Origin of the sequence: Algoriphagus yeomjeoni (assembly GCF_049821175.1) — a bacterium.
Classification (GTDB): Bacteria; Bacteroidota; Bacteroidia; order Cytophagales; family Cyclobacteriaceae; genus Algoriphagus; species Algoriphagus yeomjeoni_A.
Genome location: NZ_CP187512.1, coordinates 4831884 through 4850377 on the forward strand (window position 1 = coordinate 4831884; position 18494 = coordinate 4850377).

The following is an 18494-nucleotide window of genomic DNA, read 5'->3' on the forward strand; positions in this document are numbered from 1 at the left end:
TATTTTTTCCTATTTTTGAACAATAATTTTTGAAAATAACCCCCTAGCTATATGCCAGATAATTTGCTAAAAGGAAAACTTGGAATCATCACCGGTGCTCTTGACGAGAACTCAATTGCGTGGAAAACAGCACTTAAAGCGAAAGAGCAAGGAGCAAAATTTGTTTTGACAAATGCTCCAATCGCAATGAGAATGGGTGCCATCAATGACCTTGCAAAGGAATGTGATACCATCGTTATTCCTGCGGATGCTACAAGCACTGAAGATATCGAGAAACTTTACACAGAAGCCAAAGAGTATCTTGGAGGAAATTTTGATTTCCTTTTGCATTCCATTGGCATGTCCCCAAACATTAGAAAAGGGAGATCTTATGGAGACCTTAACTACGATTGGGCCATGAAATCATACGATGTGTCTGCAATCTCTTTCCATAAGATGATGCAAGTGGCTGAGAAGCAAGATGTCATGAATGAGTGGGGATCAATCATCGGTCTTTCCTATATTGCTGCTCAGAAAGTATTTCCTTTCTATACAGACATGGCTGACGCAAAAGCTTTGTTAGAAAGTATTGCTCGAGGTTATGGGTACAGATTTGGTAAGCTTAAGAAAGTGAGAGTAAATACCATTTCTCAGTCTCCAACCAAAACCACAGCAGGAACAGGTATCGGAGGATTTGATTCGTTTTATAATTTTGCAGAGTCTCTTTCTCCTTTGGGAAATGCTTCAGCAGAAGCCTGTGCAGAGTATATCGTGACGATGTTCTCTGACTATACTAGATTAGTAACTATGCAAAACCTCTTCCACGACGGAGGATATTCCTTTACTGGGATTTCTGAAGACATCATGGAAAAGTTTAAGGATTTATAATTTCCACCAACAATCCTCGAAAAAGCCCTTTGGAAACTCCTTAGGGCTTTTTTGTGCTATAATTTTGTCAGTTATTCGCTTTTATCTGATTCTTTTTCACTTAACTTAATGATCTGAATAAGACTTTCTCCTATGAATAAAAGACTTTTACTCCTCGCCATTTTTGGCCTTTTCATTTCCTTCCCTTCTTTTTCCCAAATAGAATCTGCGCCAGATCGTAATGAAGGAGATGGCCAATATGGACGCTTGATCCTAAGAGGAGTAATCTTAATCGATGGTACCGGTGCACCGCCAGTAGGTCCTGTAGATATTGTTGTGGAGAAAAATAGAATAGCCCAAATCCAGGTGGTTGGTTATCCTGGAATGCCAATCAATGAAAATCGCAGGCCAAAAGCTGGCCCCGACGATAAGGTTTATGAGTTGGAAGGGCATTATTTACTGCCCGGATTTATAGATTCTCATGGACATATAGGAGGCAGTGGTCAGGGCACTCCAGCTGAATATGTGTTCAAGCTTTGGATGGCACATGGAATTACTACGATTAGAGACCCTTCAGCTGGCAATGGGTTGGATTGGGTGCTTGATCAAAAGAAGCGATCTGCAGCAAATGAAATCACCGCTCCTAGAATTTTAGCCTATACCAGTTTTGGTCAAGGAGCAAAAGCTCCAATAACTACTGCGGAGCAAGCAAAAGCCTGGGTCAATGAAAATGCCAAGAAAGGAGCGGACGGAATTAAGTTTTTTGGAGCCAATCCAGTAGTAATGGAAGCTGCTATTTCCGAAAATAAGAGAATTGGACTTCGCTCTGCCATGCACCATCAGCAGTTGGACGTAGCTAGGTGGAATGTGTTGAATTCAGCTAGAGCAGGTTTGACATCCATGGAACACTGGTACGGATTGCCGGAAGCGCTCTTTGAAAACCGTACCATTCAGGATTTTCGATTGGACTATAATTACCAAAATGAGCAGCACAGGTTTGCTGAAGCTGGTAAACTTTGGAAGCAAGCCGCACAGCCTGGATCTGAACATTGGAATAAAGTGATAAATGAATTGCTTGAATTAGACTTCACCTTAGATCCGACATTTAATATTTATGAGGCTAATCGTGATATGATGCGTGCTCGAACTGCTGAGTGGCATGAGGTATATACGCTCCCGTCACTTTGGAGATTCTATGCTCCTAGCCGTCAGTCACATGGCTCTTATTGGTTTGATTGGACTACAGAAGAAGAAGTTCAGTGGAAAGAGAATTATCAGCTATGGATGACTTTTGTAAATGAGTATAAGAATAAAGGCGGTAGAGTGACCACAGGATCGGACTCTGGATTTATCTATCAGCTTTATGGATTTGCTTACATCCGTGAACTTGAATTGCTACGAGAAGCGGGTTTTCACCCGCTGGAGGTTCTTCGCTCTGCAACTTTATATGGAGCGGAATTGCTAGGAATGGAAAAGGAGATTGGTTCCGTAGAGGTAGGAAAGTTGGCTGACTTCGTGATTCTAGAAGAAAATCCTCTACTAAATCTGAAAGTCCTTTACGGTACTGGTGCTATCAGGATAAATGATAATAATGAACCTTTCCGAGTGGGTGGAGTAAAGTATACAGTGAAGGATGGGATTGTTTATGACGCTAAAAAACTTTTGGAGGATGTAAAAGTTATAGTAGACGAGCAAAAAAAGTCGGAAGGCTTTACCATTAAGCAGCCCGGATTAGATTGGTAAACTAACATTAGATTAAAATTGAGAATGCTCTGCTTTTCACCTTCTGGATTAGCAGGTTTTAAAACAAATAATAGAATGCCCCAAATCAATGTAAACGGAGTCGATATTTTCTACACGGATCAAGGAATTGGAGAGCAAACTATCATTTTTTCCCATGGGTTACTTTGGAGTCACAAGATGTTTGCTGATCAGATTGATTTTCTTCAGACACGTTTTCGAGTAATTGCCTATGACCATAGAGGGCAGGGCCAGAGTGAGGTAAAGGGGCCTTTTGATATGGATACGCTTTCGGAAGATGCAGCTGCCTTGATTAATAAATTGAAAATTGGTCCAGTTCATTTTGCAGGACTTTCAATGGGAGGGTTTGTAGGCATGAGGCTAGCCTCTCGATATCCAGAATTGATCAAAAGCCTGATTCTACTTGGTACATCTGCCAATGCTGAACCTGTAGAAAATCTCCCCAAATACAAAACACTCAATGGAATCGTGAAATGGCTAGGCGTCGTGCCGCCGGTAGCGAGTAAAGTGATGAAGATTATGTTTGCGGATAGCTGGCTTAACGATCCGCTTAACGCTCAGAAAATTGATTTTTGGAAATCTGAGTTGAAAGCAAATAAAAGAAATGTCACTGGGGCTGTAGAAGGAGTTATTTATAGAAAGGGAATAGAGCACGAGTTAGGAAATGTGACTTGTCCCACCATGGTGATTGTCGGAGATGAAGATGTAGCAACCAAGCCCTTAAAATCAAAGTTTATTCAAATGAGTATTCCTAAGTCTAAACTTCATAGAATCATAGGAGCTGGCCATAGTAGCTCCATAGAAAAGCCAAAAGAAGTAAACCGTTTGATAGGAGACTGGCTGATTGAGAGAAGTTGATTTTCCAGATGGAGATTTACTCCGTCTAAAAAAAATAATTATTTAATTCATCTAAGGCTTCATTTGAGGCCTTTTTTATTTTAAAAAAAAATTTCATTTACTTTTTGAAACCTTTTACTACATTTACATGTATATACATTAAATACAAAAACAAAAGTTATGGGGAGCCTAGAAGAAGCAATTAAGCAGAAGGAGTTTAAAGACCCATATAATAAATTAGTGGTCAACCTTCTGTACACGCATAGTTATTTGGTGTCAGCACAAAACAAGATTTTAAAGCCTTTCGATCTTTCCCCAGAACAATTTAATGTGTTAAGGATTTTGAGAGGTCAAAATGGAGTTCCGACTACTGTGTCTTCTATACAAGATAGAATGCTTAATAAAATGTCGAATGCTAGCCGCCTAGTGGATAAGCTAAAAATAAAGCAATTGGTGGAAAGAAGAGAATGTCCAGCAGATCGTCGTCAAGTTGATATTGTGATCACTGATAAAGGATTAAAACTATTAAGTGACTGCCAGACTTATATGGAAGGGTTTAATTATGAGGTTGTCAAATTATCTGAAGATGAGGCGATTTTGATGAGTAATCTCTTAGATAAATTACGAGGCTAAAAAATTTTAAATTAATACGTGTCTATACAATTAATATCAATACAAATAAAAATTTAACTAAAACAACAAAAATTATGAGCACTACAAAATGGATTATCGACCCTACGCACTCTGAAGTATCTTTCAAAGTTAAACACTTGGTTATCTCTACAGTAACAGGTTATTTCAGGTCATTTGAAGGTTCTGCAGAAAGTACATCTAAGGATTTCGATGGGGCAGCAGTTTCATTCTCTGCAGATATTGATAGCATTGATACTAATCAGAAAGACAGAGATAATCATTTGAAGTCTGTAGATTTCTTTGATGCAGAAAATCATCCTAAATTGACTTTCTCTGGAAAAATCAAGAATGAAGGAGGAGATTATAAACTAGTGGGCGATTTGACTTTGAGAGAAACTACAAAAACTGTAGAATTTGGAGTTGACTTCGGTGGAGTTGCAGGTGACCCTTACGGACAAACCAAAGCAGGCTTTGAAATTGAAGGTAAAATTAATAGAAAAGAATTTGGTCTTACTTGGTCAGCAGTGACTGAGGCAGGAAGTGTAGTAGTGAGCGATCAAGTTCGTCTACACTTAAATGTACAATTAGTACAGCAGCAAGTAGAAGAATCAGTTGAAGTAAACGGATAATCTAAAAGCTGCCTCTTGGCAGCTTTTTTATTTTAAAAGAAAGGAAATTCAATGCAACCATTAATCACTGGTATCCATCACATCACCGCGATTGCTGGAAACCCACAAGCAAATATTGATTTCTACACTGGAATTCTCGGATTGAGACTGGTGAAGAAGACTATCAATTTCGATGCGCCGGGAGTTTACCATTTCTATTTTGGAGATGAGTTGGGTAGACCAGGCACAGTATTTACCACTTTTCCATTCACTGGTGCCCGTAAGGGTTCCAAAGGAGCTGGAGAAGTGACTTACACAGCCTTTTCTATTCCTTCAGGATCTTTAGATTATTGGATAGATCGCTTGAAAAAATACGGCATTGCTGTTTCAGATGTACTAACTCGCTTCGGCGATAAGCTGATTCGCTTTGAGGATCATGACAGCATGGGAATTGAGTTAGTGGCAAATGATCAGGATGAACGAACTGGATGGTCTTATGGGCAAGTGCCAATTGCTCATTCCATTAAAGGTTTCTATGGAGCTACATTAAATCTGCGTGCTAAGGACTTGACTGAAAAGTTACTTACAGAGCATATGGATTATCGATTCATAGGTGAGGAAAATGGCAGATACCGATACGGGACTGCTGGCAAGCCTGGGGATATTGTGGATATTGTCATAGACAAGTCTGGTAGCAGAGGTATGCAAAGTGCCGGTACGGTTCATCACATAGCCTTCCGAACAGAAAATGCAGCTTCGCAGCTTCAAGTGCAGGAAATGTTGATGAGAAATGGCTATCAGGTCACTGAGGTGAAAGACAGGAATTACTTTACTTCTATCTATTTTCGCGAGCCAGGTGGAGTTCTTTTCGAAGTGGCAACAGATGAGCCAGGATTTGCTATTGATGAAGATGAGGCTCACTTAGGAGAATTAATCAAATTGCCAGAATGGGCCGAATCGAATCGTAAAAAACTTGAAGAGAGTTTGACACCTGTTACATTAAATGTAGAGTCATATGCCTAACATAAAAACAGCTGGGATTCCATTGGATCAAGCAACAAGAGCTGCTATCCTAATTCATGGGAGAGGAGCAAATGCTGAAAGTATCCTGTCGTTGTCCAAATATCTCAACCTAGATGATTATGCTCTATTGGCGCCTGAAGCAAATGGTGCGTCTTGGTATCCTTACAGCTTCATGGCTCCGGATGAAGCAAATCAGGAAGCTTTGAAGAAATCTCTGGGTATCATTAAAGATGCTTGGAATCAAATTTCTCAAGCAGGAATCTCCCCTGAGAATGTGGTTCTGATAGGATTTTCTCAGGGAGCTTGTCTAAGCCTAGAGTTTGCTGCGCAAAATGCTCAGAAACTAGGCGGAGTAATTGCCTTTACCGGTGGATTGATCGGGGAAAAGGTTCAGTCTGATAAATATTCTGGTGATTTTGGAAATACTAAGATCTTTATTGGCAGCAGCGAAAAAGATTTTCATGTGCCACTTTCCAGAATAAATGAATCAGAAACCCTACTGAGCAGGATGGGTGCAAATGTGAAATTGTCGATTTTCAAGGATTCCAATCATACTATCCGTCAGGAAGAAATTGATTGGGTAAATGGGAATATATTGTAAATAGGTTTTCTTAATTCGAAAAATCCTCTGGCAGTTTGTCAGAGGATTTTTTTATGACCAAAATTTTATGGTTCAAGTTTAATTTTTTTACTCATCCCTACCATTTTTTAAGACTGAAATGAATGAAAATTGGCTTAATAATTATATCATAAGAGTCTGATATTAAAATAAATAGATGGTATTTTTGAAATTTACTCAATATAATGAGTAAATTTACGCAGGATAAAAAGTAAAGGAGATGAGTTATCAGCGATCAGAAAAAATCCAAATTCAAAAACGTCTTCATGATGAGCCTCGGTTGTTCATTCAGGTGATATATGGCCCTAGGCAGGTAGGAAAAACCACCCTCGTTCGTCAAATCATGAAAGATATCAATTGGCCACATACGCTGGTGGCGGCTGATGCGGTGCCGGCTACAGATAGGCTTTGGATAGCCCAGCAATGGGAAGCTGTGCGTATGAAGCAAAGCTCTGCTCCCGAAGTCCCTTATATTTTGGTTATCGATGAAGTACAGAAAATTGATAACTGGAGCGAGCAAGCCAAAGCCGAATGGGATAGAGATACCGCTGAGGAGCGTGATATTAGAGTTGTGCTGCTTGGTTCATCGCGCTTAATGCTACAGCAGGGTCTGACCGAATCATTGGCAGGTAGGTTTGAGTCCACCTACCTGGGACATTGGTCTTACAAGGAAATGAAAGAGGCTTTCGGGCTTTCTCCTGAAGAATTCATCTGGTATGGCGGTTACCCTGGCGCTATTCTGCTGAAGGAGGATGAAGACCGCTGGAAGAATTATGTCCGTGATGCACTCTTAGAGACAAGTATTTCAAAGGATATACTCATGCTGACTCGTGTAGATAAACCAGCCCTTATGAAGCGTCTCTTTGAGATTGGTTCATCTTATTCAGGTCAGGTGCTGAGTTTCACCAAAATCATGGGGCAGCTGGCAGATGCGGGTAATACCACCACACTCTCCCATTATCTGGAACTTCTGAATGAAGCAGGATTGCTAAGTGGGCTGGAGAAATATAGCCCAAACCTTGTGCGGAAGCGATCCTCAAGTCCCAAGTTCATGGTTCATAATACCGCCATCATGTCAGGAATTTCCAACGAAACTGTGGATACGTTACAAGCTGACCACCGGGCCTGGGGACGTTGGGTGGAATCTGCCGTAGGTGCGCATCTGGTGAATCAATCCTTCAAGGAGCGAAAGCTGCAAATCTATTATTGGCGAGAAGGAAATGATGAGGTGGATTTCATAGTAGAATATAAAAAGCGAATCATTGCCTTGGAAGTAAAGACTGCAAAAGTTGGAGGACTGGCAGGGATGAATGCTTTCTCCAACACCTATCATCCCGAAAAATCCCTGGTCATCGGTACAGATGGTATTCCGTGGGAGGAGTTCTTGCAGATGAATGTGCTAGATTTATACATTTAAAAGACAGCTAATTGACTGTCTTTTTTAGTTTTTCACCGCTGAGTTCACCAAGGTTTTGCAGAGACTGCTGATTTTTAGTAAAACACATATAATAGTTTGCTCTTAGGCATGAAATTCAGAGCTTTCCTTCATTATTTTAGGCTCTAATATGGAATATTTATCCTTAAAAATTATTCTATAAATATCTGATATTCAATACAAATGGGCTGTTTTTATAATTTTACTCAATGTGCTGAGTAAATTTACTCAGTACATTGAGTAAAATCTGAAACTAGAATGAATAGCTCACCTGAGAGCCCAGCACGGGATCGAGTTCCACATTAGCAAATACCCCAATTTCCTGCTGAAGATCTTCCACGTGAGAGATGATTCCGACGATTCGATTCTCATGACGCAGGGATTTCAGTGTTTCAAAAACCACCCGTAGTGCATTTTTGTCCAAGGCTCCGAAACCCTCATCCATAAAGAAGAAGCTCTGGTCTGCCTGATTGAGTGCTTTTACTTTTTCTGCCAAAGCCAAAGCAAGACACAGCGAAGCTTGGAAGGTCTGTCCTCCAGAAAGCGTTTTCAGCAGCCGTTTTTTTCCGCCGTTCAAATAGTCAATCACCCAGAAGGTATTGTTATCATCTATTTCCAAGCTTAGCCTGTTTTTGCATAGCTTCATAAAACGTACATTGGCTGTATTACAAAGCTCCTTCAGGTAAATCGAACTCACAAACTTTACGAATCCACTACCCCGGAACATATTGTCCAGCTCCTTGAGGTAGCTTTCTCTGATCTCAAGTTTGGCGAAGTCAGCCTGCAAACTTCTCTTTTCGGCTAACTTCCCGATGGCTTCCTGTATTTCTTTGTCCAGCAATAAGACTTGGTTTTGGAAGGTTTCAGCGTTGCTTTTTAAGCTTTCGAAGGAAGCAATAAGCTCCTGGAATGCTTGCTCCTGAAATTTAGAAACACCTCTTTCAGCCTCCAATTCCTGTATTCTATTCTCTGCTATATCATGCTTACGGTCAAAGTCAGCAATGTCCCGAGCAACCTTCTCCGCATCAAGGGAATGCTGGAATAGCTGGGTCAATCGTTCCTCATCCAGAAACCCATGCTGGATTTTTAGAGCTTCATAGTCAGTACTGAGAGTATCTAGTCTTTCTGAATTCTGGTTTCGAAGTTTTTTGAAATTTTCAAGATCGGCGTCGTTTTTATCCTTTAAACTTCTCCTTTCACGAAGAAGCTTTTGCTTTCCATCAAGTGCTTCAATAGCTTTTGAAATGTCAGTTTCGACTCCTTCAATTGTGGTAAATATAGCTTGAGAGTCCTTCTGAAAGTAATTCTTACAAAAAGCCATATCTCTGATTTCTTCTTTCTTCGAGGAAATATTGGATAGGACTGACTGTAGCTTCAACTGCGCTTGTTGCAATTCTTTTTCAGATTGTTCAATGGAAATTCGCTCAGTATCCCAGTTTCTGCGAAGGGTTTTCACTTCTTGAAGTAGCTTTTCCCGACTTTGGGAACTGTGCTCTATAGCCTGGATTTTTGACAATAAATCTTTGTGTGAATCAATTCCTTCTTGAGCAAGTGAGGCTTTTACGGAGCTAAGTTTTTCTTTGGTTCCATTTAATTCCTCCTTTTTTGCAACTCCGTTTTTTTGATGATTTTCGAGATGAAAAACCAATTCACGGTTTGAGCTTTTGGAAGCTTGGATTTGATCTAACAGTGACTTGGCTTCTTGTATTTGCAGATCTTTTTGTTTTAAACCATCAGCAGCATCCCCTTCAAGCGGACTTGGATGTTCTACAGCTCCGCAAAGTGGACAGGGCTCCCCGTTATGTAGCAAATGAACATGTGCAGCAAGTCCTTGCTTTTGTATTATGCCATCCCGTTGTTTCTCCAGTTCTTGAATGGTGGATTTCTGGCTCATTTCCCAGCTTTCCAGAGAGCCCAGATTAGCAGGAATTGTGTATTTCAGGTTTTCAATTTTTGCTGTGATCTCCTTTACTTCTTTTGCAATTTCGGTCTCTTCAGCTTGAAGTTTATCCAATTGATTTTCCAGGTTTTTCCATTCTTTAGCCGAGCTAATCAAATTTGCTAATTGCGAACTGTCCGTAGTTTTGATTTTTTCAGCTTCACTTTCCAACTCGGCTATTTTGACTTCCAGTGCCTTTTGAGCTTGTTTTTTAGCTTCAATTGTTGGTTGCAAACTGAGCAGCTTGGTATTTGCTAGTTCTCGCTGTGACTCTAGGGACTGGATTTCTATGACTTTTTTCAAATCACGGATTTTGCTTTCCCGCTGTGGTCTCTCCTGATTTTTCTGTTTTAGCTCTGCTTCCTGCGCTTCCAGTTCTTCAATTTCTTTAGCAAACTCCAGTTTGAAGCGTTCACAATCAATCACGCTGACTTTGTACTTTTCTAGGTCAGCTCTGGTATCTCGAATATTCTCCCAAACTGGCCTTAAGTGCGTTTTCGCTTTGATGAATTCAGCATGGAGCTGACGTTGTTTCTCTATTTCTGGACGTTGAGTGTTCAGGCTTTCTTGCTCTGCCTTGAACTTCGATAATTGCTGGTTTTTAATTCGTATGTTTTCCTGAAGACGAACGTCAATTTCAGCATTTTTTAGCTTTTGCGTAGCGTCAGTTGCCTGGGTTTTCAGCTCAGAAAATTGACTTTGTTTTTCGGCCAGACCTTCTTCAGAGAATGCTTCCAGCCCTTGCAGCTGAGTCTCCAGACGGATTTTTTGTTCTTTAACAGCTTTGAGAAGCGTACCTGTTTTGAAGGAAAGATCGAAGCGTTCCAGTCCAAAAAGCTCCTTCATCATCTTAGCCTGATCAAGTGGCTTTTGATCGATAAATTCCCGGAACTTTCCCTGAGGAATAATCACCGTCTGCTTGAAATGCTCCTTTTTCATGCCGACGATCTCTTCTGCTCGTGCAGTTATTGGCTCCCAAACACCTTCTGCCTTTTCATAAAACGTATGCTCCGCGGGCTTGATATCATCAAAATTCTTTGAGTTTCTTTTTGCTGAATAACGCGCCAAATAGGTTTTAGCATTGTTTTTTCCTGAGCTGAATTCAAAATTTAAAAGCAACAGATCACTTTGGAGATTGACCATGCTGTTCTTTTCTCCACGATCAGAAAGTCGCTCTGTACTTCCATAGAGTGCTAATAGAATAGCTTCTAAAATCGATGACTTTCCAGATCCTACAGCTCCGAAAATACCGAACAAGCCCGCTGCGGTTAGTTTATCAAATTCAATCGTCTGCTTCTCCTTGTAGGAATACAATCCCTGAATTTCAAGTTTGATAGGAATCATGCTTCGTCGTTTTGGCTGATGACTTCTTTAAAAATCGTAAGTAATTCCTCATTGGGCTCCTGCCCTTTGTCACTTTGGTAGAAAAGTTTGAAGAGACTTTCCATGTCTTTGCCGAGGTCTTCCACTTGCAGGTTTTGGTGTTCTCTTCCCAAAGGATTTTTAATCTGAGGAATCAGATTCACAATTCCATCGTGCGCTTTCATAATTGCTTTCCGGGTTGCTGCTTCGATAGAACTTTCGGTGATAAAAGTCAATTCCACAAAGCAATAAGGGTTTTCTTCAAGCCATATTAATGTTTCTGGCAGATTATCAAAGGTTTTGCGATAAAGCGGTCTTCCTTCTTTTAAGCCAATTGGTGAGTAAATAACAGGCTTTCCAGGTTCAGCTTCGATGATCACGACCTGCTTTTGCTGGTCTGCTTCGCTGAAAGAGTAGGCGAGAGGCGAACTGGAATATACCACAGGGCAATGCTGGTGACCCACCGAATGATAGCGATGTAAATGTCCTAAAGCGGCATATTGGATTTGTGCCGGGATATTCCTGGTGAAAAGTGCCTGCGTTCCACCTACATGAAGAATTGGTCGCTCAGATTCTGGTTCGGCTTCCGGTTTTTCTCCTTCGTTCATAAAGAAAAAGTGCCCAGCAAAGAGATTTACTCCTTTTTCATCGCAGTACTGCTCTGCAATCTCGTTCCACTTTGCACCCATCAGATTGCGGAATTCTTCCTCTCGATCCCCTTCGCCTAGATAAGTTTTCATAGAAACCTCATTTGCATAAGGAGCTAAAATGATCCGAATTTGAAAATTAATTTCAGGTAGTTTCATCTCCACAAAACCTGCAGCAGACTGTGTGATTTCTATTCCATTATCGAGTTTTCCTAGAGGAATGATGGTATCGTATTTTCCATAGAAAAATATTCCCATCTCCCGCGCCAGTGGATCAGGAGCTTCGACAAACTGTGTGCTGTCATGATTACCGGAGATGGCAATAATCGGGCGTTTTCCATCTTTGGAGAGCCTTCTAAGAGATTTGTATAATAACTCCACAGCTTCGTGACTGGGGTTGAAGGTGTCAAAAATATCACCAGCCAATAGAATGAGATCCACATTTTCTTGATCTGCTATTTCCTGAATTTCTGCCAAAACCAATTTTTGTTCTTCCAGTCTGGAGAATTCCTGAAGTCTTTTTCCCAAATGCCAATCTGCTGTATGGAGGATTTTGATCATATCGTATCTAAAAATGAATGAAGAACTAAGTTACTTCCATGAAAGAGTTACTGCAAGCCATTTGATACAATTGACATTAATTGGCATCTTTATTGGAAATGCTGGCGAAATTCAGATTACGTATGTGGAATTGGCTTCTTATTTTGGTGGCTTCGCTTATTTCCGAGCCAAATCAGCCCGAGCTGCCGCCTGATGCTTTGCTTATCCAAGAGGGGGTAGCCAGTTTCTATGGTCGTCGATTTCATTTGAAAAAGACATCCAATGGAGAGATTTTTCATATGGATAGTCTGACTGCAGCACATAAAACTCTTCCTTTCAATACTCTTGTCAAAGTGACTCGAGAAGACTCGGGTGAATTTGTTTGGGTCAGAATCAACGATAGACTTCCAAGAACTTCAAGGCGTGTTATTGACTTGTCCAGGGCAGCAGGCACCCAAATAGGCTTGCTTGATGACGGAATCACTAAAGTGCGATTGGAAGTGGCAACTATTGAGGAGATCGAAAGGCTAATAGAATACTTTGGAGATGACCAACCAGCTACCATGCGCTTGAGACCTGTGAACCTTGCTATTAGTCCACCGTCCAAAGAAATTGACACCTCCTTGCCGGATTTTTAGAATCATTAACAGCCAATTGTTACGTGAAATTTTGAGATTGAAGATATAGTTAGTTTTTTTAATACTTCAAACTATTTCCTCCATGAAAATCTCTGCGCTAGTATTTTTTAGTTTTTTGACTCTGCTATTTTCTTCCTGTGGAGAAAATGCTATTCAGGAAGAAATGGTTGAGCAAAAAGTAATCGATTTTGGGAAAGTTGTAGAAACTGATTCCTTGATTTCACCTAGAGAGTTGTTTTCGGACGCAGCGTATATTTTGCTTAAAACTCCCGATTCCCTTAAAATTACCATTGCAAGTAAAATACGAGAAATAGGCGATAAGCTATTTATTCTTGATCAGAAGAGAGAAGTTGTTTTTGCGTTCGACAAGGCAGGAAACTTTCAGGGAATAGTAGGTAGCCAAGGCGAGGGGCCCGGAGAATTCAGTGAGGTTTCTGATTTCGATGTATATGATAATCAGGTCTATATTTATTCCAGAGGAGATTTTTCAGTTTACATTTTTGATTCATCAACTCTCGAATTCATCCGCACAATAAAATTCACAGACTGGGGTAGCCAAATAAGTGTATTGGCTTCAGGGAATTTGGCTTTGTACTCTTACTTGATTGAGGGAGAGGATAATTATAACATTAACATATATGGCGCTGAAGGTGAGTTGGTTGATAAAAGGATGGCTTATAATAAAAATGGGAGCTATGAGGCTATGAATTATACAGGTTTTATTAATGGTAATTATTATACATATCCACTATCCTCTATTATTTATAAAATAGGAGAAGGGACAGAGGAGGATTCTGTTAAATATGAAATTAATTTTCCAGATAGATTTCCAGAGTCTTCCACTTCAAATTACATGGCATTTAAGGAGAGTGAGAGAAATAAAAATAATGAGAATATATTGACCAAGTTCGAGTTGGGTGGTAAGGATGAATTTATATGTTATTATCATTTTAGAGAAGGCTCATCTAATGGCTTCACGTTTGGTGTAAGATTGGCAAGTGGTGAAACGTTTGGACATTTGAATTTGAAACATGCCGCAAAAGGAAAGGCTGATATTTATGTTAGAATGTTTTTCAAAGGCCCATATAATTCTCCATTTTATTCGAAGCAGTCAAAGAGTTTTTTAATCGCTTCGAACGTAGAAAGTATTGGTCAAGCCTCAGATGAAATTATGGGATATATGGAATCTGGTTCTGTTTATGATGAGGAGTTGTTAAACCTATTAAGTCAGACCGATTTAGAAGAAACCATCGTCATGAAGTTTAAGCTAAAAGATAGTCTGTAAGGGATTTGGATTTTTTGTTTCTTAAGTGAGTATTCTGATTGGGTTGATGATATTTTCAAAATCAATTACGGAGCACAGATGACTTAACAGACTTTTTTACTTTATTTTTAATGCTTTTACGTTTTTTAACATCCTTTCAGCAATAAAGATTTTGACATTGAAGAATTAGTTAGTTTCTTATTCATTGAAACTACTTATTTCAATGAAAAACTCTACTCAACTACTTTTCGGTTTTTTAATTGTCCTGTTTTCTGCTTGCAAAGAAGATAAGGAAAAGGTCGAAGAAGCTCCCACAGAATCCTTTCGAAACGAAGTTGCTGCCACTGAGGTAAATGTTGCCACGGCAGAGCGAAAAAGCTTCGATTATCTGATCAATGCCACTGGTAAACTTGAAGCCGGCGCTGAAGTCCTCGCTGTCATAGAACAGGCTGGGTACCTACTTGAAGTGAATGTCCGCGAAGGACAGTACGTAAAGAAAGGTGATGTTATCGCTACACTTGATCCAACCGAGGCAGAATTCAGACTGGAGAAGGCAAAGATTTCTTTGCGCAATGCTAATGCAGAATATGAGTCCCAGAAGATGGGGTTTGAGACCTTATTTGCCTCAGATAATACCGAGCAAAAAGCAATAGTCGATGAGCAGCTTAGGGCTAAATCTGGTGTTTTTCTAAGCGAGGTAGAGCTCAAAGAAGCTCAAATGGCATTTGATCGAAGTGTGGTGAAAGCGCCTATTTCCGGTCAGGTGGCGGATCTCAAATACAAAGCAGGAAGTTTGGTGGGAGCAAGTACTGAGCTTTGCCAGATTTTAGGAACCAATGAATTCATTCTGAAAGTCAAAGTGCTGGAATCGGAGATTAGCTTAATTTCCATCAACCAAAAAGCAGAGGTCTATCCGATCTCAAATACCCAAACTGCCCTCAGCGGCCGAGTGACTGGAATTAACCCCAAAGTAGATGAGAGTGGTCTGGTGCAGGTTTCCATTACTTTGGCAGCAAATAAAAATCTCCTGCCAGGGATGAATGCAAGAGCAATAATACGTGCTCCGCAAAGCAACTCTTTAGTAGTTCCGAAAGATGCGCTGGTCTACAGATCAGGAAGAGCAGTAGTCTTCACTATTGAAAATAAAGAGTCCAAATGGAACTATGTGGAAGTAGGCAAAGACAATGGAGAGGAAGTGGAGATTCTAGAAGGTGTCGAAGAAAATAGCACTGTAATCACTTCCAACAACCTTCAACTTGCGCATCAAGCTCCGGTTCAAATCGTAAAAGAATAAGCCATGGTTAGATTTTTACTGGCCCGGCCGATTGCAGTTTTTATGACTTTTATGGCGCTGATGGTTTTTGCCTTCATCGTCCTACGCACACTGCCAATTTCGCTTTTGCCACCGATCGACGTACCGCAAATCGTGGTGAAGGTCAGTTATCCAAATGCTTCTCCCGAAGCTATCGAACAAAATGTCCTGAATCCAATTCGCGAGGGCTTGATCACGCTGAACGGTTTGGAGGAAATGGATTCCAAAGCTGGTTCTGAAGTTGGAACGATACGATTGACTTTTGATTACAGCACTCAGATGGAGCTGGCTTACATAGATGTTAATGAGAAAATAGACCGATTGACAAATGGGCTTCCCCAGGATCTTGGACGTCCCGAAGTCATCAGAATCAATACCTCAGATATTCCCGTCGCTCGTGTTCAGGTGGTGCCAAAAGAAGGAGCAGATGAAGTGGAGGTAAGTTTGCTTGCTGAGAATGTCCTGAAGAAAAGAATCGAGCAGCTTCCGGGAGTTTCTCTGGTGGATATCAATGGTAAGAAGGATAGAATCATTACCGTAAAGCCAAATGAGGAGGCTTTGTCCGCACTCGGAATGACGCAGCAAAATGTGATTTCTGCCATCCAATCCGGTAACTCGGAGCTTCCGGGTATTTCAGTGAAAGACGGACAGTTCAGATATTACCTTCGCTTGGCCACGCGAGTTGACACACCAAAAGACATAGAAAGCCTACCGGTAGCAGCCTCTTCAGGTGTGATTATTCCATTGGGTAAACTTGCCGAGGTAAATTATGAGACGCAGGAAACACTGGGGTATCACCTTTTTGGTACTCAGGAAAGTCTGGTGATTACCGTTCACAAGCAGGCTTCTGCCAAAATGAATGAGTTGATTCCTGCACTCAAAGAGGCTATCGAGTTATTTAAAGAGGATTATCCACAGGTGGATTTTGAGATCACTCAGGATCAGTCAAATCTCCTGAATGCTGCCATTTCCAACTTAGAAACTTCCTTGCTTTTTGGTGGAGTTTTCGCTTTCGCAGTGCTTTTCCTCTTTATGAAGGATTACCGACTACCACTGATTATTGGGGTGAGTCTGCCATCTTCCTTGCTGATTTCTTTCCTTATCTTCTACTTTTTTGATCTTTCGATCAATATCATTTCCCTCTCAGGTTTGGCACTTGGTATCGGGATGCTGATTGATAATGCGATCATCGTTTTGGATAATATTACCCGGAAGCGAGAGGCTGGTTTGTCTATATTCGAAGCCTGTGTGGAAGGTGTGGATGAGGTGATGGGAGCGCTGATTAGTTCTGTATTGACTACGCTGGCCGTATTTGTGCCGTTGGTGTTTTTAAGCGGGATCTCTGGTGCTCTGTTTTTTGATCAGGCAGTGGCGGTGACGGCGATTCTTTCGGTTTCGCTAGCAGTGGCTTTTATCCTGCTACCTATGCTGTATTTCCTGATGTTTTCACGAAGCAAAAGGGCCTTTGACGATGGGGAAGGGAGATTTTTCAGCAAAGTTCTAGGCTTGTATGAATTTGGCTATCGCAAAATAAGTGGAAGTAGAAAAATCGCAATGCTGGTGTTTTTATTACTAATTCCACTTGGTTTGGCAGTGAGCCTAATGCTAAAAACGACAGGACTTCCTGAGATAGAAAAGCTGGATGCGACGCTTGATGTGGATTGGTCTGAGCCAATTTCAGCTTCTGAAAATAGAGATCGGGTAGTGACTCTTTTGAAAAGTCTGGAAGGAACCTATTCTCAGGCCGAGGCAGATGTAGGGGTAAAACAATTTTTACTTTTCGATGGGGAAAACTCCATTCAGCAATCCTTACTGTACTTTCTTTTCCCTAGTGTAGAAGAAAAAGAAGCAGCGATCAAGGAACTCGAAGCGAATCTGAAAAAGAATTACCCGGAAGCATCCTTTACACTGGGCGATGCGCCAAATGCTTTTGATCAGTTGTTCAGTTCTGATATGCCTTTCTACGAAGTGAGATGGAAAGATCTGGCATCCAAGGAGCCAGTTCCCGAGGAGAAAATGGATCCTTGGCTTAGTCAATTCCCAACGCAAGAGTGGGAGCGAGGACCAGGGTTGATGAAAGAAGCTTCGGTGGTCTTTAAGCTTCGTGCAGATAAGATGGCTACCTATCAAATACCAGTTGATGCTATTCAAACTCAGATTTCCAGATTATTTGGAAGTTATACGATTACCGATATACGACGCTTTGGAGAGATCACGCCTATCCGCTTGAAGGAGCCAAATGCGCGATTTGAAGATATCCTTCGCAATACCAGGGTGGTGGCCTCGGATACAACTTCCTACATTCTTGGCGAATTTGTAGAATATGATTACGAAGATCATTACAAATATGTGACGGCAGATAAAGGAGGTATTTATCAATCTCTGAATGTGACCGCTGAGAATCCTGATGCCTATCTAAGACAATATACCCGCTGGGGACAGGATAAAAATCTTGGAGTAACTGTCGTAGGTCAGTACTTTAAAGACAAGGAAAATATCCGTCAGTTGATTGGTATTTTGTTGATATCTGTGTTGCTACTTTACTTTATTTTGGCAGCTCAGTTTGAGAGTTTTATCCAGCCATTGATTGTGGTGTTTACGCTTCCTTTGGGGATCGGTGGAGCATTTTTGATCCTATGGATTTTCGGAGCTTCGCTGAATGTGATGTCTGCTATTGGTCTGGTGGTAATGCTGGGAATCATGGTAAATGATGCGATTTTGAAGATCGATACCATTAATAGACTTCGAACAACTTATGTGGAGTCGGATGATATTTCTGCAGCACAAGCGTTGGAAATGGCACTTCATAAAGCTGGTCAGATTCGTCTCAAGCCTATCTTGATGACTTCAATTACGACTATTTTGGCATTGATTCCAATCGTGTTTAGCAGCGGTTTGGGAGCTGATTTGCAGCGTCCTTTAGTCTTTGCAGTGATCGGTGGTTTGACTATCGGTACACTCACGGCCCTTTATTTTGTGCCATTGGCTTACTGGTTTACAGTTTCAAAGAAATCACTGAAAACGGCATAA

Annotated in this window: 14 protein-coding genes; 12 read left to right on the forward strand and 2 right to left on the reverse strand. The window is 40.9% G+C overall.

The window, feature by feature from the left end; all coding sequences use genetic code 11:
* Nucleotides 1-51: 51 nt before the first annotated feature.
* The 8 genes from ACPUEN_RS19995 (at nucleotide 52) to ACPUEN_RS20030 (ending at nucleotide 7744) form a co-directional block, all read left to right on the forward strand.
* A complete protein-coding gene (locus ACPUEN_RS19995; RefSeq protein WP_111612857.1) occupies nucleotides 52-867 on the forward strand; it encodes an enoyl-ACP reductase FabI in 816 nt (271 codons plus the stop codon).
* Nucleotides 868-999: 132 nt separating this feature from the next.
* Nucleotides 1000-2589: an amidohydrolase family protein gene (locus ACPUEN_RS20000; protein ID WP_425637688.1), complete on the forward strand. Its 1590-nt coding sequence runs from the start codon at nucleotides 1000-1002 to the stop codon at nucleotides 2587-2589.
* 75 nt (nucleotides 2590-2664) lie between these two features.
* Nucleotides 2665-3465: an alpha/beta fold hydrolase gene (locus tag ACPUEN_RS20005; RefSeq protein ID WP_425637689.1), complete on the forward strand. Its 801-nt coding sequence runs from the start codon at nucleotides 2665-2667 to the stop codon at nucleotides 3463-3465.
* A 159-nt stretch (nucleotides 3466-3624) separates the two neighbouring features.
* Nucleotides 3625-4077: a MarR family winged helix-turn-helix transcriptional regulator gene (locus ACPUEN_RS20010; RefSeq protein ID WP_425637690.1), complete on the forward strand. Its 453-nt coding sequence runs from the start codon at nucleotides 3625-3627 to the stop codon at nucleotides 4075-4077.
* A gap of 74 nt (nucleotides 4078-4151) precedes the next feature.
* A complete protein-coding gene (locus ACPUEN_RS20015; protein WP_425637691.1) occupies nucleotides 4152-4706 on the forward strand; it encodes a YceI family protein in 555 nt (184 codons plus the stop codon).
* Nucleotides 4707-4757: 51 nt separating this feature from the next.
* Nucleotides 4758-5708 (forward strand): ring-cleaving dioxygenase, encoded by a 951-nt coding sequence (locus ACPUEN_RS20020; RefSeq protein ID WP_425637692.1) that lies wholly within the window; start codon nucleotides 4758-4760, stop codon nucleotides 5706-5708.
* Nucleotides 5701-6309 (forward strand): alpha/beta hydrolase, encoded by a 609-nt coding sequence (locus ACPUEN_RS20025; protein WP_425637693.1) that lies wholly within the window; start codon nucleotides 5701-5703, stop codon nucleotides 6307-6309. Before ACPUEN_RS20020 ends, ACPUEN_RS20025 begins: the two co-directional genes overlap by 8 nt.
* A 238-nt stretch (nucleotides 6310-6547) precedes the next feature.
* Entirely contained in the window at nucleotides 6548-7744 is a 1197-nt protein-coding gene (locus ACPUEN_RS20030) for an ATP-binding protein (RefSeq protein WP_425637694.1), read from the forward strand.
* A gap of 271 nt (nucleotides 7745-8015) precedes the next feature.
* Here the strand turns inward: ACPUEN_RS20030 and ACPUEN_RS20035 are convergent, their stop codons facing one another.
* Both ACPUEN_RS20035 and ACPUEN_RS20040 read right to left on the reverse strand, forming a co-directional pair.
* Entirely contained in the window at nucleotides 8016-11045 is a 3030-nt protein-coding gene (locus ACPUEN_RS20035; protein ID WP_425637695.1) for an SbcC/MukB-like Walker B domain-containing protein, read from the reverse strand.
* On the reverse strand, nucleotides 11042-12271 hold the full coding sequence (locus ACPUEN_RS20040; RefSeq protein ID WP_425637696.1) for a metallophosphoesterase family protein: 1230 nt from the start codon (nucleotides 12269-12271) through the stop codon (nucleotides 11042-11044). Before ACPUEN_RS20040 ends, ACPUEN_RS20035 begins: the two co-directional genes overlap by 4 nt.
* 80 nt (nucleotides 12272-12351) lie before the next feature.
* On the opposite strand from ACPUEN_RS20040, the gene ACPUEN_RS20045 reads away from it, so the two are divergent.
* The 4 genes from ACPUEN_RS20045 to ACPUEN_RS20060 all read left to right on the forward strand — a co-directional run bounded on the left by ACPUEN_RS20045 (nucleotide 12352) and on the right by ACPUEN_RS20060 (nucleotide 18494).
* Nucleotides 12352-12888, forward strand: a complete 537-nt coding sequence (locus tag ACPUEN_RS20045; RefSeq protein WP_425637697.1) for a septal ring lytic transglycosylase RlpA family protein — start codon at nucleotides 12352-12354, stop codon at nucleotides 12886-12888.
* Between the two features lie 82 nt (nucleotides 12889-12970).
* Nucleotides 12971-14173: a 6-bladed beta-propeller gene (locus ACPUEN_RS20050; RefSeq protein WP_425637698.1), complete on the forward strand. Its 1203-nt coding sequence runs from the start codon at nucleotides 12971-12973 to the stop codon at nucleotides 14171-14173.
* A gap of 202 nt (nucleotides 14174-14375) precedes the next feature.
* Nucleotides 14376-15446, forward strand: a complete 1071-nt coding sequence (locus ACPUEN_RS20055; protein ID WP_425637699.1) for an efflux RND transporter periplasmic adaptor subunit — start codon at nucleotides 14376-14378, stop codon at nucleotides 15444-15446.
* A gap of 3 nt (nucleotides 15447-15449) precedes the next feature.
* The gene (locus ACPUEN_RS20060) at nucleotides 15450-18494 is read left to right on the forward strand and encodes an efflux RND transporter permease subunit (RefSeq protein ID WP_425637700.1); all 3045 of its coding nucleotides are present in this window, start codon (nucleotides 15450-15452) and stop codon (nucleotides 18492-18494) included.

Coding starts and splice junctions, on each gene's coding strand:
- ACPUEN_RS20020 (WP_425637692.1), top strand. CDS start 4,758: ATGCAACCATTAATCACTGGTATCCATCACATCACCGCGATTGCTGGA.
- ACPUEN_RS20030 (WP_425637694.1), top strand. CDS start 6,548: ATGAGTTATCAGCGATCAGAAAAAATCCAAATTCAAAAACGTCTTCAT.
- ACPUEN_RS19995 (WP_111612857.1), top strand. CDS start 52: ATGCCAGATAATTTGCTAAAAGGAAAACTTGGAATCATCACCGGTGCT.
- ACPUEN_RS20005 (WP_425637689.1), top strand. CDS start 2,665: ATGCCCCAAATCAATGTAAACGGAGTCGATATTTTCTACACGGATCAA.
- ACPUEN_RS20050 (WP_425637698.1), top strand. CDS start 12,971: ATGAAAATCTCTGCGCTAGTATTTTTTAGTTTTTTGACTCTGCTATTT.
- ACPUEN_RS20010 (WP_425637690.1), top strand. CDS start 3,625: ATGGGGAGCCTAGAAGAAGCAATTAAGCAGAAGGAGTTTAAAGACCCA.
- ACPUEN_RS20015 (WP_425637691.1), top strand. CDS start 4,152: ATGAGCACTACAAAATGGATTATCGACCCTACGCACTCTGAAGTATCT.
- ACPUEN_RS20025 (WP_425637693.1), top strand. CDS start 5,701: ATGCCTAACATAAAAACAGCTGGGATTCCATTGGATCAAGCAACAAGA.
- ACPUEN_RS20055 (WP_425637699.1), top strand. CDS start 14,376: ATGAAAAACTCTACTCAACTACTTTTCGGTTTTTTAATTGTCCTGTTT.
- ACPUEN_RS20060 (WP_425637700.1), top strand. CDS start 15,450: ATGGTTAGATTTTTACTGGCCCGGCCGATTGCAGTTTTTATGACTTTT.
- ACPUEN_RS20035 (WP_425637695.1), bottom strand. CDS start 11,045: ATGATTCCTATCAAACTTGAAATTCAGGGATTGTATTCCTACAAGGAG.
- ACPUEN_RS20040 (WP_425637696.1), bottom strand. CDS start 12,271: ATGATCAAAATCCTCCATACAGCAGATTGGCATTTGGGAAAAAGACTT.
- ACPUEN_RS20000 (WP_425637688.1), top strand. CDS start 1,000: ATGAATAAAAGACTTTTACTCCTCGCCATTTTTGGCCTTTTCATTTCC.